A 22220-nucleotide genomic window follows, 5' to 3' on the forward strand; every position below is an offset into this window, starting at 1 on the left:
GGGGAACCCGATGCTGGTTGACCTGCTCGCCCAGGACGCCGCCCCGGGAGACCTCATGGCGGCGCGGGTGCAGATGGCCCTGTCCCTGGGCTGGCACATCGTGATCGCCTCGTTCGGCGTCGGCATGCCGGCGGTCACCGTCTTCGCCGAGTGGCGCGGTCTGCGCACCGGGGACCCGACCTTCACCCGGCTGGCGCACCGCTGGGCCAAGGCGATGGGCGTGCTGTTCGCGGTCGGCGCGGTGTCGGGGACCATCCTGTCGTTCGAGATGGGGCTGCTCTGGCCCGGCCTGATGGGCCGCTTCGGCGACGTGATCGGCCTGCCGTTCGCGATGGAGGGCATCGCGTTCTTCGTCGAGGCCATCTTCGTCGGGATCTACCTGTACGCCTGGGACCGGGTGCCACCCCGGGTGCACCTGCTCTCCGGACTGCCGGTCTGTGTCGCGGGCGTGGCGTCCGCGTTCTTCGTGGTGTCGGCAAACGCCTGGATGAACCAGCCCCGCGGCTTCGACCTGGTCTCCGGCGAGGTCACCGACGTCAGGCCGTGGCAGGCGATGTTCAACCCGGCGACGCCGCCGCAGACCCTGCACATGATCGTCGCGGCGTTCATGGTGACCGGCTTCGGCATCGCCAGCGTCTACGCGGTGGCCCTGCTGCGCGGCCGCCGGGACCGCTACCACCGGCTCGGCTTCGCCATCCCGTTCACCGTCGCTGCGGTGCTCTCCCCGGTGCAGGTCGTGGTCGGCGACTGGGCGGCGCACTTCGTCGCGGAGTACCAGCCCACCAAGCTCGCCGCGATGGAGGGGCTGGCCCGCACCGAGGCCGGCGCGCCGCTCTCGCTCGGCGGCGTCTACGTCGACGGGGAACTGCGGTACGCAGTCGAGGTGCCCAACGCCCTGTCGCTGCTGGCCAGGTGGGATCCGGACGCCGTGGTCATGGGCCTGGACCAGGTGCCCGACGATCAGGAGCCACCGGTGACGGTGGTCAAGTGGGCGTTCCAGCTGATGGTGGCCATCGGCTTCGGGCTGGTAGCGCTTTCCGCCTGGTGGGCGCTTGCGTGGTGGCGGCGTCGGGGTCCGCCGCGCTCGCCGTGGTTCCTGCGGGCCGCCGCCCTGTCCGGGGTCGCCGCCGCCGTCGCGGTCGAGGCCGGCTGGGTCGTCACCGAGGTCGGGCGGCAACCCTGGATCGTGTACGGCGTGCTGCGCACCGCCGAGGCGGTAAATCCGGCGCCGGGCCTGGCCACCGGCCTGGCCCTGGTCGCCGCCGTCTACGCGGTGCTCACCGTCGCCACCGTCGCGGTTCTGTGGCGGATGGCCTGCCACCGCGACGAGCCGGTCGCTCCGCAGGAGGGCGTACCCGAACCGGTGGACAGCGGCCGATGACCGTCGTCGACGTCCTGCTCGGGGTGCTGCTGGCCGGTCTGACGCTCTACACCCTGCTCGCCGGCGCGGACTTCGGCGCCGGGATCTGGGACCTCCTCGCCGGCGGGGCGCGCCGCGGCGCAGCCCGCCGGGAACTGATCGCGCACTCGATCGGCCCGGTGTGGGAGGCCAACCACGTCTGGCTGATCCTGGTGATCACCCTGTTCTGGACCACCTTTCCGCCCGCGTTCGCCGCGTTCGCCTCCACCCTTTACATCCCGCTGACCCTGGCCGCGCTGGGCATCATCGGTCGTGGCGCGGCCTTCGCCTTCCGCAAGGCCAGTCACACCCTCACCGAGCAACGCCTCTACGGCGCCACCTTCGCGCTCTCCTCGGTGGCCACCCCGTTCTTCCTCGGCTCGATCGTCGGCGCAGTCGCCTCCGGTCGCGTCCCACCCGGCATCGCCGAGGGTGACATCTGGCGCAGCTGGCTCAATCCCACCTCCATCTACGGCGGACTGCTCGCGATCGGCGTGTGCGCGTACCTCGCCGCGGTCTACCTCATCCACGACGCGCGCCGCGCCGGTGCCGCCGACCTGGTGGCCCAGTTCCGCCGCCGCGCCCTGGTCACCGGCATAGTGGTGGGCGTCGGCGCGGCGGCCGGGCTGGCCGTCGTCGCCGCCGACGCGCCGGACCTTTTCGCCGATCTTCGGGGCCGGGCGCTCGCCTTGGTGCTCCTCTCGTTCGCCGCGGGGCTCGGGTCGCTGGTGCTGATCGCCACCGGCCGCTACCGGGCGGTGCGGGTGACCGCGGCCCTCGCGGTCGCGGCCGTCCTCTGGGCCTGGGGCGCTGCCCAGTACCCAGACCTGCTGCCGCCCGACCTGACCGTCACCGAGGCGGCCGGTGATCCCACCGTGCTCGCCACGGTGCTCGCCGTCCTCGCGGTCGGAGCGCTGCTGCTGGCGCCCTCCCTGCTCTGGCTGTTCGGCATCTTCCAGCGCTCCAAGCCGGCCGCCGGCAACCCACCGCCCCGGTGACGCTCACCCGGGCGGGCAGCCTGTGGGCGGCGCTGGCGGCGGCGGTGGCGCTGGGAGCCCTGCACCTTCTCGCGCCGGCCATCCGCCGGAGACTGCCGGTGCCCACCCACGCGGCGACGTCCCTCGGTGGCGGCATCGCCGCCGCGTACGTGTTCCTCTACCTGCTGCCGCGCCTCGCGGAGGGCAACCAGGCGGTGGCCCACGTCCTGGAGGAGGAGATCAGGCCCACCCCGGCCCGCGGATTCGTGCTGTTCCTCGTCGCACTGGTCGGCTTCTTCACGTTCTACGCCCTGGAACGTGTCACCCACCGCTCGCAGCAGCGCCGGCAAGAGCCCACCCGGCTGATCTTCGGGTTCCAGCTCGGCTTCTTCGCCCTGTACAGCGGCCTGATCACGTACACCCTGGCGACTAAGCTGGACGCGGGGCTCGGGCCGGCGGTGCTGTTCGCCGTCGCCATGGGGCTGCACGTGCTGGCCACCGACGGCGTCCTGGCCGAGCACTTCCCGGTCAGCCTCACCACCGGGTGGCGCCTCGTCCTGGTCGCCGGCGCCGCCGGCGGCTGGGTGACCGCGGTCGCCGTCCAGCCCACCGGCGTGCTGATGAACGTGCTCACCGCCTTCCTGGGTGGCGGGATCCTGCTCAACATTTTCGTCGACGAACTGGCCCCCGAAAGGCACTCCAGCTTCACCTGGTTCACCATCGGCCTGGCCGCCTACTCCGGCCTGCTCGCCTTCGCGACCTTCACCACCGACGTCGGCGCTGCCTGAGGACGATCACCGGCCGCCTCCAGACGGCCAGCCGGTGATGGCGGCCGGTTGTCAGCGACTGACCGTCACGTCGACCGGTCCGGCGCTCACGGTGCCGTCATTCAGTGGGGTGCAGCGGATGCCGCCCGTGCGGCGCAGCGCCTTCTACGCATTGGGGGCCGATGGAGACGTCCTTCAGGCACAGGGGTTGGCCGGGCGGTTGTCCCGCAGGCTGACCGGCCTGCGCCGGCGTCGTCGTCAAGCCCTCCCAGCACGGCCGCGGTTTGGATGATCTGCTGCAACAACTCGCCGGGGTGGAGCCCCCGGGACACACCGCGACGGCTCGCCGAGCTGCTCGTCGGGTGTCACGTGCCAGCCGGTACGGCGGCGGGCCGGACCGAGAGGTCGAGCTCGCCGCCGACGACATTGACATCGATGGTGTCGCCCGGATTCGCCCCGTCATCGAGCAGCAGGGTCGACAGCCGGTCTTCCAACTCGCGCTGGATGCTGCGCCGCAGTGGCCGCGCCCCGTACTCGGGCTGGTAGCCCCGGTTGGCCAGCCACTGCGTGGCGTCCGGGCTGATCTCGAGGTTGATGTTCTGTGCGTGCAACCGACGGCGGGTGCGGTCCAGCAGCAGGCCGGTGATCTCAAGGAGCTGGTCCCGGTCCAGGCCGGTGAAGACGATGATCTCGTCGATCCGGTTGAGGAACTCCGGCCGGAACCGCTGCCCCAGCAGCCCCATCAGTTCCTCGCGCTGGTCGTTGACCGGACGCCCTGCCGCCTGCGCGGCCAGAATGCGGTCCGCGCCGATGTTGCTCGTCATGATCAGGATGGTGTTGCTGAAATCGACCGTGCGACCCTGCGCGTCGGTGAGGCGACCGTCGTCGAGCACCTGCAGCAGCGCGTTGAACACATCCGCATGCGCCTTCTCCACCTCGTCGAAGAGCAGCACCGAGTATGGCCGGCGCCGGACCGCCTCGGTGAGCTGACCGGCCTCCTCGTACCCGACGTAGCCCGGGGGCGCTCCGACCAGCCGGCTGACCGTGTGCTGCTCCTGGAACTCGCTCATGTCGAAGCGGATCATGCTGGACTCGTCGCCGAAGAGCGCCGCGGCGAGGGCTCTGGCCAGTTCAGTCTTGCCGACGCCGGTGGGTCCGAGGAAGAGGAACGACCCGTCGGGTCGCTGGGGGTCACTCAGCCCGGAACGCGATCGGCGTACGGCGGCCGCCACAGCCCGTACGGCCTCGTGCTGGCCGACCACGCGCTCGTGCAGTTGCTCCTCGATGCGCCTCAGCCTCTGCTTCTCCACCTCCGTGAGCTGGGTGACGGGAACACCGGTACGGCGGCTGACCACCTCGGCGATGTCGCTCATATGCACCTCGGGCACCGGAGGCGTGCCCTCCTGCGCCGCCGCCAGATCCCGCTCTGCCGCACCGATCTCGGCTTTCAGCGCACCCGCGCGTTGATAATCCTCGTTCGCCACCGCGCTGTCCTTCTCCCGGCGCAGCTGGGACAGCCGCCTTTCGATCTCCTTCTTGTCCGGAGCCGGGGTGCGGGAACGAAGCCGGACCCGGGCCCCCGCCTGGTCGAGCAGGTCGATGGCCTTGTCCGGCAGAAACCGGTCGGTGATGTAACGGTGGGACAGTTCAGCCGCGGCGTCCAGCGCTTCGTCCGTGTAGCGCACCTGATGGTGCGCCTCGTACCGGTCACGTATGCCCTTGAGGATCGCGACGGTGTCCTCCACGCTCGGCTCCGACACCAGGATCGGCTGGAACCGGCGCTCCAGCGCAGGATCCTTCTCGATGTAGCGACGGTACTCGTTCAGTGTCGTCGCACCGACCACGTGCAGTTCGCCGCGGGCCAGGGCGGGCTTGAGCATGTTGCCGGCATCCATCGCCCCCTCGCCACCGCCGCCCGCGCCGACAACGGTGTGCAGTTCGTCGATGAAGAGGATCAGCCCGTCCTCGCCCGACGTCACCTCCTGGATCACGTTCTTCAGGCGCTCTTCGAACTCACCGCGGTACTTGGTGCCCGCCACCATCCCGGACAGGTCGAGTGCGACCACACGCCGGTTGGCCAGGGTTTCGGGCACCTCGTCGTTGACGATGCGCTGCGCGATGCCCTCGACGATCGCCGTCTTGCCGACGCCCGGCTCGCCGGTGAGCACCGGATTGTTCTTCGTACGCCGGGAGAGCACTTCGATCGTGTCGTCGATCTCGTCATCACGGCCGACGACCGGATCGAGCCGACCGGCCCGGGCGTCCTCGGTGAGGTCCCGCCCGTACTGGTCCAGGGTGGGGGTGCTGCTGGCCCCGCGCCCGTCGGCACCGCCCGCCGGCGGCGTGGGCCCGGTGACGGCCCCACCGAGCGCCCGCAACGCCCGGCCCGCGGTCGTCTCCGGGTTCGCGGCGATGCCGAGCAGGAGGTGTTCGGGGCCGATGTACGTCGCGCCGGACCGTCGCGACTCGCGGTGCGCGTCGAGCAGGGCGCGCTTCGCCGCCGGCGCGAGCGGAGGCGTGTCCTCGCGTGGCCTGCCCTTGGGGACGGCCGACTCTATCTGGCGGGCCAGGTCGTCGGGGTCGGCGCCGCTCGCGGCGAGCATCCGGCGGGTGGGGTCGGCCTGGGTGGCGGCCCACAGCAGGTGCTCGACGTTGAGATAGGGACTGCCCCACTCCGTAGCCTGCTCGGCTGCCCGTTGCAGGAGTTGCCGCGATTCGGTGGAGAGCAGCCGGGACAGGTCGACCCGCTCCACCGGACGTCCCGCGAAGGGATCCCCCCCGAAGAACCGGCTCATCAGGTCGTCCAAGGAGCCGCCGGGGATGCGGAACGCGTCGAGTGACATCTCATAACTCCTGTCGGCTGGTGGGTCTCGGCACAGGCCCACCTGAACGCTACGCACCTTTCGCCCACAGAGTTGGCCTTTACGGGTTTGTGGGGAGGCCAGGGTTTGTACTCGCCGCGGGTGCAGGGCAGCCACTGAGGGTGGTTGTCGCGGATGTAGCGGATCAGGCCCTCGCGGAGGTCGCAGCGGAGGTCCCAGGCGCTGGGCCGTCGGCGGCTGAGACCTGCACCTCGATCACGACGCTCGCTGCGGTGGCGTCGACCATCTGCAGTACCCACTGGCTCCGGTCCCACAGCGGTGAGGACTCGACGAGCCGTTGCGTCTCCGTGCGCAGGTCCTCGAGGTCGGCGGTGTGGTCCACGTGGATCTGGACCTTGCCGACCACCCGCGGCTCGTGCCGGGTCCAGTTCTGGAACGGGCGCTCGGTGAAGTACGTCGTCGGCAGGATGAGCGTCCGGTCGTCCCACAGCCGGACGACCACGTTGGTCAGCTTGACCTCTTCGACCCGGCCCCACTCGCCCTCGATGACCACCACGTCGCCGACGTGCAGACCGTCCGAGAAGGCGACCTGAATACCGGCGAACGCGTTGCCCAGCACGGTCCGGGCGGACAGGCCGATGAGCGCGCCGACGACGCCGGCCGAGCCTAGGACGGAGATCCCGAACGCGCGGATGGGCGCGAAGGTGGTCATGATCAGGCCGGTGGCCACGATCGTGATCACTGCCGAGGTGAAGCGTCGGACGGGGCGGATCTGGGTTCGGGCCCGCCGGATCCGGCGGTCCGCGACCACCTCCGGCGGCAGCCGGCTGAAGGTGACGCCCTCGGCGACGTGCAACGCCTTGATCACCAGCCAGGCGACGCTGCCGATGAGCAACAGCCCGATGGCGTGTCGGACGTAGCCGAGCCATCCGATCGGCCTCGGCGGCAGTGCGAGGTACAGCCCGGTGAGGAGCAGCATGGCGGCCGTCGGACGGCGGCAGGCGTTCCGCAGCGGTCCCAGGACCCACCGGTAGCGACCGTGGTCGGCGCGACGGACGAGCCTGCGCGTGCCGATGTCCAGCAGCACGGCCACCACCAGCGTGGCCAGCATGATCAACGCCGCGCGCATCAGGCGGCGACCGCCGCGGTCTCGACCGTCATCCCGCTGCGCTCCTCGCCCACGTCGCGACGTACAGAGGACGGGTTACCGCCTGACCCTATGCACACCGGGAGGACACGGAGAGTACTTCCTGCCAAGAACACCCCTTCCGGGTGGCACAAATAGCCGCCGGCACCGCGGTGAGAGGCAGGCGACGCGTACGGATCTGATCGGCTGAGTAACACCGGCGGCCATGAGCACGAGCACCTCCGTGGGCGCCCCGCGGGTGGCCGCCGCCCGGATGGGCACGGTCGCGGTCGTCGCCCACCGCGGGAAGACCCTCGGCGGCGGCCTCGACGAGCTGCGGGCGGAGCTGGCCGGGCGCGGGCGTCGAGAACCCCATCTGGTACGAGGTGCCGAAGAGCCGCGAGGCCCCGAAGAAGGTCCGCAAGGCGCTGAACAAGGGGGCCGAGCTGATCTTCGTCTGGGGCGGCGACGGCATGGTGCAACGCTGCGCCGACGCCCTCGCCGGCACCATCGGAAGCAGCCGCAGTAACGCCAACGCGTCCGTCACACCGAGATAGGCCAGTCGAAGCAGCAAGGCCGATCATCATGCCGGGGGAGGGAGAGGCAGTCGGGAGAGGACCCTGCTCCTGCGGCCACCGTCGAGATCCGCTTACAGCGGCTGCACCTGGGCGGACGAGGTTTTCGGCAAGGTCAACGTTCTGACCCCAGAACTCACCATCGGCCCTGGCGGAGGGAGTGCTCACCCACCGCGGCTACCGGGTGTCGGGTAGGCCAGCGGCTGACCCGACAGCTCCCATTAGCCTCTGTCTGCCCTTGGGGGACGCCCCCGAGCGCGGAAAGCGTCCGGTCTCGGGACCTGCGTGACAGATTTTGATGGCCTCGTCGGCGTCCTGCGCGTGGCTCACCAGCCCATCCTGCCGCACGGCGTCCGCGGTCCGCTGTCTCCGCGTCGATCATTCGCTGATGCCGGACCCCTCCCCGATCAGGCCGGTGCTGCCGAGGGCTGACCGCCGCCTCCCCCGGACTGCCTGGCTTCCCGCGCGGTCAGCGGTTCGGCGATGTCTTCCAGGCTGCGCTGCTCGGCCCGGATCCCCAAGATCAGTTCGACCACGCCGGCGGCCACCATGACGCTGCCGCCGATGGTGAAGGCGAGCGCGGTGTCACTGAGCTTACCGGTTCCGATCAACCGGGCGAACAGCAGCGGCCCGGCGGTCCCGCCGGCCGCCGTGCCGATGGCGTAGAAGAAGGCGATGGCCAGCGCCCGGGTCTCCAGCGGGAAGATTTCGCTCACCGTCAGGCGCGGAGCTTGCCCCCGCCGAGGCGAAGAACAGCACCACGCACCAGCACGGGGTCAACGTGGTCGCGGTGAGAACGCCCCGATTGAAGAGCACGGCGGTGCCGAGAAGGAGCGCCCCGGACAGCAGGTAGTAGTGGAGATCATGGCTCGTCGGCCGACCGTGTCGAACAGCCGGGAGAGCACCAGCGGTCCGAGTAGGCTGCCGAACGCGATCAACGCGTAGTAGTAGCCGGTGTGGCCGGACGGGATCTTGAAGAAGGTCTCCAGGATCTGGGCGAAGGAGAAGGTGATCGAGTTGAAGAGGAAGGCTTGGCCGACGAAGAGTGAGAAGCCGAGGATCGTCCGCTTCGGGTAGCGGGTGAACATGACCCTGGCGATGGTGGCGATGCCGATGGTCCGGCGCTGCCGTACGACCACGTAGCGGTCGGGCTCCGATAGTGCGGCGCCGGTGCTGCTCTTGACCTCCTGCTCGATGCGGGTGACCACCTGCTCCGCCTCGCGTTCGCGACGGTGGATGAACAGCCACCGCGGGCTCTCCGGCACGGTGCGGCGGACCAGCAGGATCCCCAGCCCCAGGACGAAGCCCAGGCCGAACGCGAGCCGCCAGCCCAGGAATGCCGGGAAGGCGGTGAGCAGCGGCACCGTCAACAGGGCACCCACCATCGCCCCGAACCAGTACGTCCCGTTGATGACGATGTCGATGCGGCCGCGCAGCCGGGCCGGGATCAGTTCGTCGATCGCGGAGTTGATCGCCGAGTACTCGCCGCCGATGCCGAAGCCGGTCAGGAAGCGGAACAGGAAGAACCACCAGGCTTCGAAGGCGAAGGCGGTCAGTCCGGTCGCCACGAGGTAGACGGCCAGCGTGATCATGAACAGTTTCTTCCGGCCGAACAGGTCGGTCAGCCAGCCCCAGAACAGCGCCCGGCGCAGGCACCCGCGACGTACATCGCGCCGCCGAAACCGGTGACCTGGCTCTGCGTGATCTGGATGCCGCTGCCCGGCTTCGCGAGCGCGCCGGTGAGGTTGCCGACGACCGTCACCTCGAGGCCGTCCAGGATCCACACGACACCCAGACCGATCAGGATCCGCACGTGCCAGCGGGACCACGGGAGCCGGTCCAGCCGTGCGGGGATATTTGTCCTGAGAGCGCCGCTTTGTGAGGTGCTGGGCATGGCCCGGCGTACCTGGAAGGATCCGTGACAAACCGGCACCGCCGGACGGAGTGCCGCCGGTGATGGCCTGCAACAGCCAGTCGTGGTGGTGACCTCGCGCGCGCAGCGCGATGGCGGGCCCAAACCCGCTCGCCGAGAACCAGTTCGTGCTCGGAATCCTGCCGGAGATCGTCAGGCGCACCGACGATGTCAAGGGCTTCAAGGTCCTGCCGCGTAGGTTGGTGGTGGAGAGAACGTTCGGCTGGCTGGTACGTGATCGGCGTCTGGCCCGGGAGTACGAGCCGTTGACCGTCAACTCCGAGGCCATCATCAAGGTAGCGATGATTCGATTCATGACGATACGTATGGCCGCGCAGGCGGTCCGGTGGAACAACGCGACCGACCGCGAAGCCGCCCGACGTATCAACGTTGAGCAGCTTCTCGCTCAGTAGTCATCCGGTTACCCGACGTCCTCTAAAGACGTGTCGGACTCATCGGGTTTCAACTGGTGGTCAGGGAGCGCAAATCAAGGCGGTGGATAAGGCGGTCAGCGGCGTCGGGATCGATGATGTGGTGGTTGCGGGCGTCCACGACGGCCTCGCGGGCGGCGTGCAGCAGGTCGACCTCCAGGGCACGGACGTGTTTGTGGTGCTGGATTCGCTGGGTGTCGCTGACGTCTTCGTCTTCGGGGAAGGTGTCGGCGAGGGCGGCGTAGAAGCTTTGGGCGGCCAGATCGGCGGTCTCGGTGTCGAGCTGGTGGCGTCGTTCGCGTAGTCGTGCTTCGGCGGCGTCGAGGGCGATCGTTGCGGCGTGCCGGTCGGCGGCGCTTTCAGCGGCCGGGTCGACGCGCAGGCGCAGCCAGGTGATCAGCCACGGCAGGCTGGTGCCCTGCACGATCAGGGTGACCAGCACGACGATGACGGCGACGAAGATAATCTGGTCGCGGCCGGGGAACGGGGTGTTGGCCGCGGTGAGGTGCGGCAGGGCGAGGGCGGTGGCGACCGTGACCACCCCACGCATGCCGGCCCAGGACAGCACCAGGCTGTCCCGCCAGGAGGCGGGCACCTGTTCGCCGGCGGGCCTGGGGCGGGCGCGGCGGCGGGTCAGCGCGGCGAGAGGGGCCAGCCACAGAACGCGCACGACGATGACGATGAGGCAGATCAGGGCGGCGTAGCCGACGAGCCGGCCGGCTTGGTGACCGACAGCACGGATGACGCTGGTGAGTTCGAGACCGACGAGCCCGAAGGTGGCGCAAATGACGAGCAGCTCGATGACACCCCAGAACGCGCGGCCTGTGACGCGGCTGGTGGCGTCGTCGGTGTAGGCGCGGGTGTGGCTGAGGTACAGCGCGGTGGCGAGCACGGCCAGCACGCCGGAGCTGTGCGCGGCCGCGGCGGGCACGTAGGCGGCGAACGGAGCGAGCAGGCTCAGCCCGGCGCGCGCTGGCGGTGGGTAGCCGATCGAGTAGCTGGCCGGTGATCCATCCGATGCCGAGGCCGGCGGCGAGCGCCAGGACCGTGGAGTAGGCGAGCCTGCCCAGGGTGGCGGGCAGGCTGAGCGAGCCGTGCACCGCCGAGTAGACGGTGACCTGGTACAGGGTCAACGCGGTGACGTCGTTGAACAGTCCTTCCCCTTCCAAGATTGTCACCAGGCGGCGGGGCAGCCCGAGGCGGACGGCGACCGATGTGGCGGCGGCGGCATCGGGCGGCGAGACCAGCGCGCCGAGCACGACGGCGGCACCGAGGGGCAGCGCGGGATGGATGGATGCGGCGGCGCCGGCCACGGCGGCGGCGGTGAGGATCACCAGGACGACCGCGAGCAGCAGGATCGGCCGCAGCTGGGCGGTGAACTCCCGCCACGAGGTGCGCTGCGCGCCGGCGTACAGCAGCGGCGGCAGGACAAGGCCGAGCAGGGTTTCGGGGTCAAGGTGCACATTCGTCGCGCCGGGCAGCAGCGCCCACGCCATGCCCCACCCGGTGACCAGCACCGGATGCGGCAGGTGCAGCCGGTCGGCGACCGGTACCAGCAAGACCCCGCCGACGAGCAACGCTAAGATCGTCCCGGTCGCGGTCACCCGGCACCTCGGTGCGACCCGCCGTCGTCACGCCGCCGGCCGCCGGAACCCGCCAGCGTGTCAACCCACTCACGGCGCCAGCCGACCGGGAAGCTGCGGCACCCCGGGATAGGGCCTCCACGTCGCTTCGGTCATACTGCTTGTCGATCCTCTTGTTACGGTGGGTGTGCTTCCCCCGCACCGGTGGCAACACACCCCGGCCTGATCCTTATCGGTCGACGTAGACGTACAGTCACGGTGGCCCGGTTCCGCCAGCGACGGGCTCCAAGTGGTCCCTGCCGGCTGTCCAGGCGCCACTGACCTCGACGACGAACGCGTCGAGGTCGGCTGCGGGCATCGCATCCTCGTCGACCTCGACGGTCAAGGTCTGCTCGGCGGCGGGGCTGGAGCCGGGGTCGGGGCCGGGGCCGGGGCCGCCGAGCATCGGGATGTCCACGGCCACCACAAGGCGCAGCATAGGCGGTGCTGGGCAGGTGCCGCAGGGAGATCGGCCAAGACAGCGAGCTGGCGCAGGCGCCGGCGACGCAGCTGGCGCCGCCAAAGCCAGTGACCTGGATCTGAGTGATGTGGATGCCGCTGCGCGGCTTGACAAGCTGGCCGGAGATGTTGCTGACGATGGTGACTTCGAGGCTGTCGAGGATCCCTACCGTGCCGAGACCGACGAGGATGTCAAGCCGCAGTGATAGTCGCGTCCCCGGTTCCTCGAGCCGACTGTACGGTCCGGTCGCCGAGGTCGTCGGCAGCCGCTTCGCCGCCACAGACGAGGCGCACCCGAGGTACCTGTGGCACCCCATGGGCGCGGATTCGATCATCCATTGTCAGGGCTTCGACATACCAGAACTCGTGGCCTCGGAGGCCGTCGACATCGGCATCACCGGCTACGACGTATGCGTCGAATGCTGCCTCGCGAAGGGTGAGCCTCGCCATCCGCGCGTTGCCTCCGGCTCGACATCATTTGTCACCTACTGCACGACCGCCGGCGGAACGCCACACACCATCTACGCGGACGCCGGGCAGACGCTGATCGACCTGCCGTCGCTGCCTGTGCTGCCACTGCCGGGCTTCTGCCACGCAACGGGCGGGAGTGCGGGCGAGCCCACGCCTACGCCGCGCTGGCACGCCGGCTGCGCTGGACGGCACGCCTCCGCCTTCCCGGCCCGCTCCAGGGCCTCACCGCGGCGCTGCTCGGCGCCACCGCCGTCACCACCGCCGCGGGCGCCACCGCACACGCCAACCCCGCCACGGCCACGTCGAACTTGATCTTTAACCTGCTGGGCGGCGGCATCGACCCCGGCTGATCATGGGGACAGCCCTTGATCGATCATTCCTCTTGTCTAGGGAAGAAGATCGCAAACCAAGGGCTGTCTGGTGATCAGTGTGCACGATGGCGGAGCGTTCGACGCGGTCGGGCGGCTGGCCGCGTTTCGGCGTGAGTTCCACCGTTGTCTGACCGCTCGTGGGGATGCGTTGTTCGAGCTGGCAGACGCGCTGTTGTGCGGTGACGCGCCGGTGCGCTCGTTGGTGGAGTTGTCGCTGGTGGGTGAGCATCGCCGCGGTCACGGCTCGTTGTACGCGGCGTTGAACCGGGGCCGGATCGACGTCGAGCGGCTGCGGACCGCGGTGGCGGCGGTGCCGCTGCCGCGGGCCGCGGACGGGCGGGTCGTCCTGGCGGTGGATGTGACGTGCTGGTTGCGGCCGGAGGCGCATACCTGCCCGGAGCGGGTGCTGTGCCACACCTACGGGCGCGGCAAGGACACCCACATCGGGGTTCCGGGCTGGCCGTACTCGTTCGTCACCGTCCTGGAGGCCGGGCGCACCTCGTGGACCGCGCCGTTGGACGCCCGCCGGCTGGCGCCCGGCGACGACGCCGCCACGGTCACCGCCGGGCAGTTGCGGGACGTGGTGCAGCGGCTGATCGCTGCCGGGCAGTGGCAGCCTGGTGATCCGGACATGTGGATCGTCGCGGACGCCGGCTACGACGGGCCCCGGCTGGCGTTCCTGCTGGCCGACCTGCCCGTTCAGGTGTTGGTGCGGATGCGGTCCGACCGGGTGCTGCGCCGACCCGCGCCACCCCGGCTGCCCGCCACCACCGGCCGCCCACGAAGGCACGGCGGCGAGTTCATCTTCGGTGACCCGGCCAGCTGGGGCGACCCCGATGCGGCCACGACCACCGACACCCGTCTCTACGGCACCGCGACCGCGCGGGCCTGGCACCGGCTGCACCCCAGACTGACCCACCGCACCGCCTGGACCGCCCAACACGGCCCGCTACCGATCATCGAAGGCACCGTGATCCTGCTGACCGTCGACCGACTGCCCAGCGGCGCCACCGCGAAACCGGTCTGGCTCGGGTGGTCCCAGCCGGCCGCCAGCGACGCCGAGGTCGACCTGCTCTGGCAGGCGTTCCTGCGCCGCTTCGACATCGAGCACACCTTCCGCATGCTCAAGCAAACCCTGGGCTGGACCAGCCCGAAACTACGCGACCCGCACGCCGCCGACCGCTGGACCTGGCTCGTGCTGGCCGCCTACACCCAGCTACGCCTCGCCCGAGGCGCCGTCGGCGACCTGCGCCGCCCATGGGAACGCCCAGCCCCGCCCGAGCGACTCACGCCCGCCCGCGTCCGCCGAGGCTTTCGACACCTACGCACCAAAGCCGGGAGCCTGTCGCACAGCTTTCAATCTTCGGCTGTCAAGAGTTCTTGCTGTCTATCGCCTACAGTGGATGATCATGTCGTGCCGTGGGATACAACTTCATCTCCTGCGGCCCGGACGACTCGGCGCCGATCAGGCATGACGTGCGTGGGTGGCTGCCGCCGCAGCATCTGTGCTGGCAGGTCCTGAAGGTCGTCGGTGAGCTCGACCTGTCCGGGTTCCTGCGGGGCTATCGCGCTGATGGCCAAGGCGCGGCGGCGTATCCACCACAGGTGCTGCTGAGCTTGGTGCTGTACTGCTACTGCAAAGGCGTGCGCTCGACGCGCAAGATCGAGGCCGCTTGCCTCGACGATGTGGGCTGCCGGATCATCACCGGCAACCAGCGGGTTGATCATGCCACCGTCGCCCGGTTCCTGCGTCGTCACCGCGAGGGCCTGAAGGCGCTGTTCGTGCAGGTCCTGGCGCTGTGCGCCCGGCGTGGGCTGGTGGACCTGTCCGCCGTGGCGGTGGACGGCTCACCGATGCACGCGGCCGCCGCACGCTCAGCCAACCGCAGCCTGGACGCCTTGGAGACCGTCATCGCCGACGGCGAGGCGCAACTCGACCAGCTGGCGCAGGACACGGACGAAGCGGCTACCGACGGCCACCATCGGCTCACGGCCGCAGGTAGCTGTCTGCGGCGGCAGTCGCAGCTCAGCGATCGCGTGACACGGGCCCGGCTGGCCCGGGACAAGCTGTTCGAGCGTTCACTGCCCTCGGCGGGCGAGATCCGGATCAAGGTCGAGGCCGCGCAACGGATGGTGGCCAGAGCCGAGGCGCGCCTGGCCGAGGTCACAGCCGGCCAGCAGCAGCGGCTGGCCGACTACGCCCGCCGGACCCAGCAGGATCAGGCAGCGGGACGGCGGCGCGCTGTCGGGCGCCCGCCGGTCAGTATCGAGACCAAGACCAAGGTCGTTGCTCAGCAGGCCCGCCTCGCCCGGGCGCAGGCCGCATTGCACCGTGCGCTCAACCCGCGACCGATCCCGTCCGCGGCGGCCAGGGCCTCGCTCACCGATCCGGCATCGCGGCTCATGCTCGGCAAGCACGGCGGATACGTGCAGGGCTACAACGTGCAGATCGCCTGCGCACGCAACCAGGTCCTCCTCGCGATCGAGCTGCAGGACAACCCTGCCGACACCACCGCACTCGTCCCGGTCATCAGACATGTTCAACACAACTGCGCCGCCGCTGGACTGACCGGCGACGTCGCGGCGTGGCTGGCCGACAGCGGCTACGCCAGCACCGCGAACTTCGCAGCCCTGGCCGATCTCCCGCTGCTGGTCTCGATCACCAAAGAGTACGAGCAGACCCACGCAACCACGCCACCCGGGCACAACGTCCCCGCCGGCCACCGCGACATGGCCGCCCGGCTGGCATCCGCCGAAGGCCGGCAGCTCTACGCCCGCCGCGGTGCCCTCGTCGAACCAGGCTTCGCCCAGCTGTTCCAACGGTTCGGACGCCGCGTGCACCAACGCGGCACCGCCGCCGTCGACACCGAGATCAAACTCCTCGGCGCGGTGCACAACCTGAACAAGATCTTCCGCCACGATGCCAGACAGAGGACCTCTTGACAGCTGAAGATCGAAAGCTGTGCGACAGGCTCCCGGCAACCCCGCCCGCGCACCGAAACCCTCCCGGCCAGGACCCGGCCGACCACCCGGACAACGCAACCGCCACCCGGCAGCCCGCCACGACGTCCACATCGTCACCGCCGCCACCAGCACAAAACCGAAAGGCGGCACGAAGAAAACGAAGACCTCGAATAACCCGAGGCCACGCCGCACAGGTTAAAGATCAAGTTAGCCGGCATGTGGACAGGATGATCACAGGCAAGAGCGAGAGGATGACCTCCTCATCGGACGGCTGCAGACCTTCCAGCCTCCCTGTCCCCGGAGGCTGGTAGCCCCTGTGGTGCCCGACGTAAGCTCACGCGGGCCGAGCGACGGGGGTTAGGAGTCGTACGCCCAATTCGTGGCCGTACCGTTCAATTTCAGCCGCACTCTCCTGCTTCTGGACGAGGTTGGCGTGTAGATACTGCACACACTGGGCCTCACCCATAATAACCGCCCAATCAAAAAGGGTCTTGTGTGCCGCAATGGTGAGGTATAGGAACTGAATCAGAGTATCGACTGCGAATTGATCAACCAGGTCGACTGAGGGGTTTGTGCGTACAAAGCTTTCAAATCGCCCATACATGCCTTCAACAGTGTCGGACCGGGTTGAAAGCGGGGAGGTGCCGAATGCCTTGGCGCAGGAGTTGATGTTGTGATTCCACTGCACACATTCCTGTTGCGTGCGCCGTACGATCTGCCCGAGATCGTCACTAACTCGATGGTCCAAGAAGTCGAGAACCCGCCGCCCGGATATCTCCATTTCACCTAGTATGCCTAGCTCGAAGATGAACAGGTCACGCGTCGTATTAATCGCCATGTGCTCCTCCTGACCTCGCTGGCGAGCCGCCACGGCCTACCCGTTCAGAAACCACCAAAACGCGGCAGGCAAGCCAGCAGGAAGGGTGTGAATTTGCGCATGTCGACACGAGAGGCCGAGAAGGATCAATGAGCCATCCCGATGCTCCTATGGAGGTCAAGGGGCGAGGGCGGCGAAGTCGGCGCGTAGGGCGGTGTAGACGTCGCGGACGATGTAGCGCTTCAGGCAGCGCAGGATCTCTTGTTTGCTAAGGCCTTCGGTGATGCGTCGTTGCTGGTAGGCGCGGGTGCGTGGGTCGTAGCGCAGGCGGCAGAGGGCGATGGTGTGCAGGGCGTGGTTGGCGCCGCGATCGCCTCCCCGGTGGAGGCGGTGGCGGCGCACCCGTCCGGAGCTGGCTGGGATGGGTGCGGCGGCGCAGAGGTGGGCCAGTGCTGCTTCTGATCGGAGGCGGTCGGGGTTGTCGCCGGCGGTGGTGAGCAGTTGAGCTGCGACATCGGTGCCGACGCCGAACAGGGCGCTGGTGCGGGGCGCGGCCTGGCGGACCAGGGGTGCCAGCTGTCGATCGAGGGTGGTGATCTCCTCGGTCAGCGCGGTGACCCGTCGAGCGAGTCCGGCCAGTGCGGTAGCGGTGGCCTGTTCCGGGTCGTTAAGCCTGGTCGGATCGATGGTGAGGGCGGCGCAGCGGCTGACCAGCCCGGCGGCGCTGGCCTTGCTCAGCTGTGCGCGCAGGCTCTCGGGGGCGGCGGCGACCAGGCCGCGCATCTGGTTGATCGCCGCCGTGCGGGCCTTGACCACTCCTTGGCGGGCCACTCGCAGGGCACGGATCGCTTCGACAGGTCCGGTGCGGGTCTTGGGCGTACCCATGGCGGTGCCGGCGAGGGTAGCCCTGGCGGCAGCGACGGCGTCGATGGGGTCGATTTGCCCTTGGTCCGTCGGGTCCTGCGGTCCGGGCGGTCGACCTCGACCACGGTGACCTTCCGGCTGGTGAGGTGGCGGGCGAGGCCAGCGCCGTAGCTGCCGTCCCCTCGACACCAACTGCGCCCAGACGGCCGAAGGAGCGCATCCAGGCGAGCAGATTCGCATAGCCGTCGCTGGTGGCGGGGAACTCGGCGTCGCCCAGCAGGCCGCCGGTGCTGTCGATCATCGCCGCGTGGTGGGTGTCCCGGTGGGTGTCGACACCACCGATGACCGATCGCTTCTTCGCTGCCATGCCTGGTGAGGTCCGCCGCTCTCGGTCGCGTCGAGAATCTCGTGGACACGCGTCCTCGGCCGTGGACCACGAGCCGGTCAGCCGGAACGCGTGGTTGTAGACCGGGCGGGAGTATCGGTCGAAGAGCCGACCGAACGCCGCCTCGTCGCCGACGGTGATCGAGGACCACAGATCCTCGTCCGACGGCCGTACCTGATGCCTCACACCACACTATGGCCGCCCACGCCGGCCCTGTTGCAGGCCGACGGTCGACGTCTGAGGCCGTGGCGCCGGCGCGAGAGCCGCAGCGCGTGAAGGCGATGGTGGCCAGTCCACCGGGCGGCGGACCAGGCGTCAGGTGTCGAGGCCTGCGAGGTTGAGGCGTTCGAGCGGGCTGGGCTTGCGGGCGTGCGCCGCCCGTAGCTCGGCCAGCCGGTGTTGGAACGATGTGCTGTCTCCGTCGCGTTCGCCGAGGTCGCGCAGGTCGACGAGGAGTTGTACGGCGGTGTCGTACTCGCGGGGTTTCTTTGTGGCGATGAGTTCGTTGACCCGTTGCCAGGCGGTGGGTTGGTCGACTGCGAGGGTGTCGAGGTGCCGTTGCCGGGCTGCTGCGGCGGACCGTTCGCGGCGGATCCGGTCGCGTTCGCGTTGCTCGGCGTCCCGTCGTTCCCGCTGGGCGCGCAACTCCGCAGCGGTGGCGAGCAGTTCACCGGCGGTACGGGCGGCTGCCGGGGTGGGCGTATCAGTGCGGTGTGCGTCGCGGTAGCGGCGCAGCAGTCGGTTGCGCAGTTGGCTGTCGCTGCTGGTGATCAGGTCGGTCAGGATGGCGTCCTTGTCCCGGGCGTGTAGCCCGACGACCCACTTCCGTAGTTGTGCGGCGGTCGGTTCGCCGGAGGCGTCCGGCGGCGACCCGGCGGCCGCGGCCGCGATCAGGTCGGGGTCGATGCGCAGGAACTCGGCGACGGCGGTGAGGGGCGCGTCGAGGGTGTCCAGCCCGGCGGGGACGGGCGGTTCGGGCTCGTCGTCGGCGATGTCCTCGGACTGTACGCAGCGCAGCCAGGCGAGGTAGAGCAGGCGCAGGTCGCCGGCGGCGAGGCGGGCCCGGACCGGGATGATGGAGGCGAGGAGGCCGTGGCCGTCGAGGTCCCACTCGTCGGTGCCGTCCTCGTCCTCGTCGTGGAGGTCGATGATGACGTGCGTGCCGGCGGTCCACGCGGATGCGCTGTCACCCTGGCAGTACTGGGCTGCTGTGGCGGGGTCGAGCACGTGTTTCGGTAGCCGGAGCATGAGCTGGTGGGTGCCCCAGTTGGCCAGGTACAGGTGCGCGTCGAAGTACCGTTCCATCAGCTTGCGAGGGTCGCCCTTGAAGTTGCCCCACTCGTAGGTGTTGACGAGGCTGGTGGCGGTGATGTCGGCCCGGGTGGACAGCGACCGCAGCTCGGCCCGCTCGCGGCCGGTGAGGGGACGGTCGACGGCGGTGAACTCGTAGTACTGGTACTCGCTCATCGTGGCCTACCACGCGGCGCCGTCGGCGCGGGGGTGGGTAGCGGCAGGTCGAGGAGGTCGATTCTCTGCCGGTGGCGGCCTCGGGCGCAGACCGCGGCGATGCTGTCCGCGGCCAGCTCGATCTTGCCTATGGTGACCTCGACGCCGAGGACGGTGGTGGTGAACGGCACCGCCAGATGCTCCTCGATCATGGCGAACAGGCCGGCACGCTGGTCCTCGTGACCGTCCGTGTCGGCGGTGGCTTCCTCGATCATCGCCTCCAGTGTGGCGTTGCCCTTCGATGCCATCGGCGGAGGATAGCGGACCGGTGTCGAGGTGTTCGGCGCCTGATGCGCGAGGATGGTCGGCATGGGTTCGGTGGCCGAGTTCGTCGATCTTCGGCGGGAGGTGGAGCGGTTACGGGCGGAGAACGCCCGGCTGGCGCGTCTGCTGGAGCTGCGCGGCCAGGACACGTCTGCGGCGCCGGAGCAGTTGTCCGCGCCGGTGGAGCCGCCAGGGCTGGTCACCATGGCTTCGCCGACCCGGGACAAGCTGGCGTTGTTTGCCGACCGGTTCCGGGCCCGGGCCGACGTGTACGCCGTGCGGTGGGACAACGCCCGTACCGGCGCTGCCGGGCGGATGCCCGCGGTCGCCGGCGGTTGGCGTAAGGGTATGGACCGGCGGGGTGCCACCTACCTGCCCCGCACGACGGAGGTCGTCGCGGCGCATCTGGTCGGCGACGTGTTCATGGGCCTGTACCCGCTGATGCCCGGCAACACCTGCCACTTCGTCGTGGCCGACTTCGACGGGCCGACGGCGGTGCTCGACGCCCTCGCGTACGTGAAGGCGGCACGGGCCAGCGCGGTGCCCGCCGCGTTGGAGGTCTCCCAGTCGGGTCGCGGAGCCCACGTGTGGGTCTTCTTCACCGGCGCTGTTCCCGCGGCCATCGCGCGGTCCCTCGGCACCGTCCTTCTCCGTGAGGCGATGGTGCTGCGCGGGTCGATGGACCTTCGGTCGTACGACCGGCTGTTCCCTAACCAGGACGTGCTGCCCGAGGGTGGCTTCGGCAACCTCATCGCCGCACCGCTGCAGGGACGCCGCCGCAAGGACGGACTCACTACCTTCCTCGACCTCGGCACGCTCGAACCGTACGCCGACCAGTGGGCGTTCCTGTCGACGCTGGACCGGCTCAGCCCCGGCGACGCCGAACACGTCGCCCGGCAGGCCAAGCAAGCCGTCACCGGTGCCGACGTCGCCACGATGAGCCGGTCCGCCGCGACGCAGGTTCATCCTCCGCTGCCTCCGGTGGTCCACGCGGAGGCCGGTGCCGGGCTGAGCATCGACACCGGACAGCTCACCCCCGCCGCACTGGCGACATTCAAGCACGCCGCCGCCATGGCCAACCCGAAGTTCTACGAGCTGCAGCGGCTACGTAAGTCCACCTGGGACACCCCACGCTTCATCCAGGGCTACGACCTCACCCTCGATGATCGCCTGGTGCTCCCGCGGGGACTGCGGCACACCATCGCCACGATCGTCGAGCGCGCCGGATCCCGGCTGGCCGTCACGGACGCACGAAACCCCGGGACCGAGATCGACGCCGCGTGCACCGCCGAACTCACCAGCAGGCAAGCCAACGCGGTCGGCGCTCTCCTCGCCCACGACGACGGAATCCTGGTAGCCCCACCCGGCTCCGGCAAGACCGTCATGGCCTGCGCCGTGATCGCCGAACGCAACACCTCCACCCTCGTCCTCGTCGACCGCAAAGCCCTCGCCGACCAGTGGCGCACCCGCATCCAACAGTTCCTCGACATCAAGCCTGGCCAACTCGGCGGCGGCCGACGCAAGCTCACCGGCACGGTAGACATCGCGCTGCTGCCCTCCCTCGCCCGGCGCGACGACGTCGCCACCCTGACCCAGGGGTACGGGCACGTCATCGTCGACGAATGCCACCACCTCGGCGCCGCAGCGTACGAGCACTCGGTCAAACGGATCGCCGCGCAGTTCTGGCTCGGCCTCACCGCCACCCCCACCCGACGCGACGGCCTCGGCCAACTCGTCACCTGGCAACTCGGACCCGTCCGCCACACCCTGACCGACGAGGAACAAGGCACCCTCGCGGCAGCGATGCACCCCGACGCCGGACCACGTCGGACGCTGTTCATCCACGAGACCACATTCCAGGCCGGCGACGTCGACCTTGACGCGCCCGGCGCGCTCGCCGAGGTACACCGGCAACTGGCCCTCGACGAGCCCCGCAACACCCAGATCGCCGACGATGTCGCCGCGGCCCTGACACGCGGTCGCAACTGTCTCGTGCTGACCCGCCGGGTCGCCCAGGTCGAGGCACTCACCGCCCTACTCGCCGCACGCGGACATCAGGCGCTCGTGCTCCGGGGCGCGATGAGCACCCGCGAACGGCGGGCCATCGTTGACCGGCTCGACGGCGCCAAGGCCGGCGACGGCCTCCTTGTCATCGGCACCACACCGTTCATCGGTGAAGGCTTCGACGCCCCCGCCCTCGACACCCTCTTCCTCGCCGGCCCGATCTCCTACGACGGCCTACTCGTCCAATGCGCCGGCCGCGTCATCCGCGCCGCACCCGGCAAGGACCTCGCCGAAGCCCACGACTACCACGACCCAGCCACACCAATCCTCGCCGCCTCACTCCCACGCCGCATGCCCGGATACCGGGCCCTCGGCTTCACCAGAACATGAGTACATCCCATCGCGATCATCATGACTGGTCCGCCGGCTACAGAGCTACGACGTAAGCCAAGCGCGCTGGGCCTAGCCTGGTAGGCTTACGGGC

The 22220-nt window shown here is 69.6% G+C and carries 17 protein-coding genes and 4 pseudogenes; 9 read left to right on the top strand and 12 right to left on the bottom strand.

What is annotated here, in order from left to right; genetic code table 11:
* Positions 1-10 precede the first annotated feature (10 nt).
* The 3 genes from CLT75_RS12320 to CLT75_RS12330 are packed head-to-tail and all read left to right on the top strand — an operon-like array spanning position 11 to position 3164.
* Positions 11-1381: a cytochrome ubiquinol oxidase subunit I gene (locus CLT75_RS12320; RefSeq protein ID WP_091331579.1), complete on the top strand. Its 1371-nt coding sequence runs from the start codon at positions 11-13 to the stop codon at positions 1379-1381.
* Positions 1378-2397 (top strand): cytochrome d ubiquinol oxidase subunit II, encoded by a 1020-nt coding sequence (locus CLT75_RS12325; RefSeq protein ID WP_030275000.1) that lies wholly within the window; start codon positions 1378-1380, stop codon positions 2395-2397. Before CLT75_RS12320 ends, CLT75_RS12325 begins: the two co-directional genes overlap by 4 nt.
* A complete protein-coding gene (locus tag CLT75_RS12330; protein WP_135240914.1) occupies positions 2394-3164 on the top strand; it encodes a hypothetical protein in 771 nt (256 codons plus the stop codon). Before CLT75_RS12325 ends, CLT75_RS12330 begins: the two co-directional genes overlap by 4 nt.
* Before the next feature lie 344 nt (positions 3165-3508).
* On the opposite strand, the gene CLT75_RS12335 is transcribed toward CLT75_RS12330, so the two are convergent.
* Entirely contained in the window at positions 3509-5986 is a 2478-nt protein-coding gene (locus tag CLT75_RS12335) for an ATP-dependent Clp protease ATP-binding subunit (RefSeq protein WP_135243993.1), read from the bottom strand.
* Positions 5987-6149: 163 nt separating this feature from the next.
* A complete protein-coding gene (locus CLT75_RS12340; protein WP_486485149.1) occupies positions 6150-7094 on the bottom strand; it encodes a mechanosensitive ion channel family protein in 945 nt (314 codons plus the stop codon).
* 383 nt (positions 7095-7477) lie between these two features.
* Here CLT75_RS12340 and CLT75_RS33180 point away from each other — a divergent pair, with 383 nt between their 5' ends.
* On the top strand, positions 7478-7648 hold the full coding sequence (locus CLT75_RS33180; protein WP_239089257.1) for a diacylglycerol kinase family protein: 171 nt from the start codon (positions 7478-7480) through the stop codon (positions 7646-7648).
* A 425-nt stretch (positions 7649-8073) separates the two neighbouring features.
* Here the strand turns inward: CLT75_RS33180 and CLT75_RS33185 are convergent, their stop codons facing one another.
* Genes CLT75_RS33185 through CLT75_RS33195 form a run of 3 tightly spaced genes read right to left on the bottom strand, consistent with a single transcriptional unit; the run spans position 8074 to position 9479 of the window.
* The gene (locus CLT75_RS33185; RefSeq protein WP_486485150.1) at positions 8074-8382 is read right to left on the bottom strand and encodes a hypothetical protein; all 309 of its coding nucleotides are present in this window, start codon (positions 8380-8382) and stop codon (positions 8074-8076) included.
* A 60-nt stretch (positions 8383-8442) separates the two neighbouring features.
* Positions 8443-9318: an MFS transporter gene (locus tag CLT75_RS33190; protein ID WP_486485343.1), complete on the bottom strand. Its 876-nt coding sequence runs from the start codon at positions 9316-9318 to the stop codon at positions 8443-8445.
* Positions 9288-9479 carry a hypothetical protein gene (locus tag CLT75_RS33195; RefSeq protein ID WP_239089261.1) on the bottom strand — a complete coding sequence of 64 codons (192 nt, stop codon included), beginning with the start codon at positions 9477-9479 and terminating at the stop codon, positions 9288-9290. The genes CLT75_RS33190 and CLT75_RS33195 overlap by 31 nt, the downstream gene beginning before the upstream one ends.
* A 233-nt stretch (positions 9480-9712) precedes the next feature.
* Here CLT75_RS33195 and CLT75_RS12355 point away from each other — a divergent pair.
* Positions 9713-9910: pseudogene (locus CLT75_RS12355) on the top strand (transposase); the annotation flags it as partial.
* Positions 9911-10040: 130 nt separating this feature from the next.
* Here CLT75_RS12355 and CLT75_RS32610 read toward each other — a convergent pair.
* The 3 genes and pseudogenes from CLT75_RS32610 to CLT75_RS12370 all read right to left on the bottom strand — a co-directional run bounded on the left by CLT75_RS32610 (position 10041) and on the right by CLT75_RS12370 (position 12058).
* Positions 10041-11000, bottom strand: a complete 960-nt coding sequence (locus CLT75_RS32610; protein ID WP_486485344.1) for a cation:proton antiporter domain-containing protein — start codon at positions 10998-11000, stop codon at positions 10041-10043.
* A 61-nt stretch (positions 11001-11061) separates the two neighbouring features.
* Positions 11062-11613, bottom strand: a pseudogene (locus tag CLT75_RS32615) (cation:proton antiporter domain-containing protein); the annotation flags it as partial.
* A 232-nt stretch (positions 11614-11845) separates the two neighbouring features.
* Positions 11846-12058, bottom strand: a complete 213-nt coding sequence (locus tag CLT75_RS12370; protein WP_167796910.1) for a hypothetical protein — start codon at positions 12056-12058, stop codon at positions 11846-11848.
* Positions 12059-12086: 28 nt separating this feature from the next.
* On the opposite strand from CLT75_RS12370, the gene CLT75_RS12375 reads away from it, so the two are divergent.
* The 3 genes from CLT75_RS12375 to CLT75_RS12385 all read left to right on the top strand — a co-directional run bounded on the left by CLT75_RS12375 (position 12087) and on the right by CLT75_RS12385 (position 15875).
* A complete protein-coding gene (locus CLT75_RS12375; protein ID WP_135240919.1) occupies positions 12087-12296 on the top strand; it encodes a hypothetical protein in 210 nt (69 codons plus the stop codon).
* A gap of 685 nt (positions 12297-12981) precedes the next feature.
* Positions 12982-14454, top strand: a complete 1473-nt coding sequence (locus CLT75_RS12380) for an NF041680 family putative transposase (RefSeq protein WP_486485151.1) — start codon at positions 12982-12984, stop codon at positions 14452-14454.
* On the top strand, positions 14352-15875 hold the full coding sequence (locus CLT75_RS12385; protein WP_135240920.1) for a transposase: 1524 nt from the start codon (positions 14352-14354) through the stop codon (positions 15873-15875). The genes CLT75_RS12380 and CLT75_RS12385 overlap by 103 nt, the downstream gene beginning before the upstream one ends.
* A gap of 355 nt (positions 15876-16230) precedes the next feature.
* Here CLT75_RS12385 and CLT75_RS12395 read toward each other — a convergent pair whose 3' ends face one another.
* The 4 genes and pseudogenes from CLT75_RS12395 to CLT75_RS12415 form a co-directional block, all read right to left on the bottom strand.
* Positions 16231-16734 (bottom strand): DUF892 family protein, encoded by a 504-nt coding sequence (locus CLT75_RS12395; RefSeq protein WP_135240921.1) that lies wholly within the window; start codon positions 16732-16734, stop codon positions 16231-16233.
* Between the two features lie 156 nt (positions 16735-16890).
* Positions 16891-17944, bottom strand: a pseudogene (locus CLT75_RS12400) (IS110 family RNA-guided transposase).
* Positions 17945-18277: 333 nt separating this feature from the next.
* Positions 18278-19429, bottom strand: a complete 1152-nt coding sequence (locus tag CLT75_RS12410) for a hypothetical protein (RefSeq protein WP_135240922.1) — start codon at positions 19427-19429, stop codon at positions 18278-18280.
* A gap of 6 nt (positions 19430-19435) precedes the next feature.
* Positions 19436-19779: pseudogene (locus CLT75_RS12415) on the bottom strand (hypothetical protein).
* Here CLT75_RS12415 and CLT75_RS12420 point away from each other — a divergent pair.
* A complete protein-coding gene (locus tag CLT75_RS12420; protein WP_135240924.1) occupies positions 19778-22126 on the top strand; it encodes a DEAD/DEAH box helicase in 2349 nt (782 codons plus the stop codon). The pseudogene CLT75_RS12415 and the gene CLT75_RS12420 overlap by 2 nt on opposite strands.
* Positions 22127-22220: the final 94 nt, after the last annotated feature.

The organism is Micromonospora sp. CNZ285 (assembly GCF_004637285.1).

Bases quoted from the DNA above. Each gene is read 5' to 3' on its own strand.
- CLT75_RS12320 (WP_091331579.1), top strand. From the start codon at position 11: ATGCTGGTTGACCTGCTCGCCCAGGACGCCGCCCCGGGAGACCTCATG.
- CLT75_RS12325 (WP_030275000.1), top strand. From the start codon at position 1,378: ATGACCGTCGTCGACGTCCTGCTCGGGGTGCTGCTGGCCGGTCTGACG.
- CLT75_RS12335 (WP_135243993.1), bottom strand. From the start codon at position 5,986: ATGTCACTCGACGCGTTCCGCATCCCCGGCGGCTCCTTGGACGACCTG.
- CLT75_RS12340 (WP_486485149.1), bottom strand. From the start codon at position 7,094: ATGCGCGCGGCGTTGATCATGCTGGCCACGCTGGTGGTGGCCGTGCTG.
- CLT75_RS12395 (WP_135240921.1), bottom strand. From the start codon at position 16,734: ATGGCGATTAATACGACGCGTGACCTGTTCATCTTCGAGCTAGGCATA.
- CLT75_RS12410 (WP_135240922.1), bottom strand. From the start codon at position 19,429: ATGAGCGAGTACCAGTACTACGAGTTCACCGCCGTCGACCGTCCCCTC.
- CLT75_RS12420 (WP_135240924.1), top strand. From the start codon at position 19,778: ATGGGTTCGGTGGCCGAGTTCGTCGATCTTCGGCGGGAGGTGGAGCGG.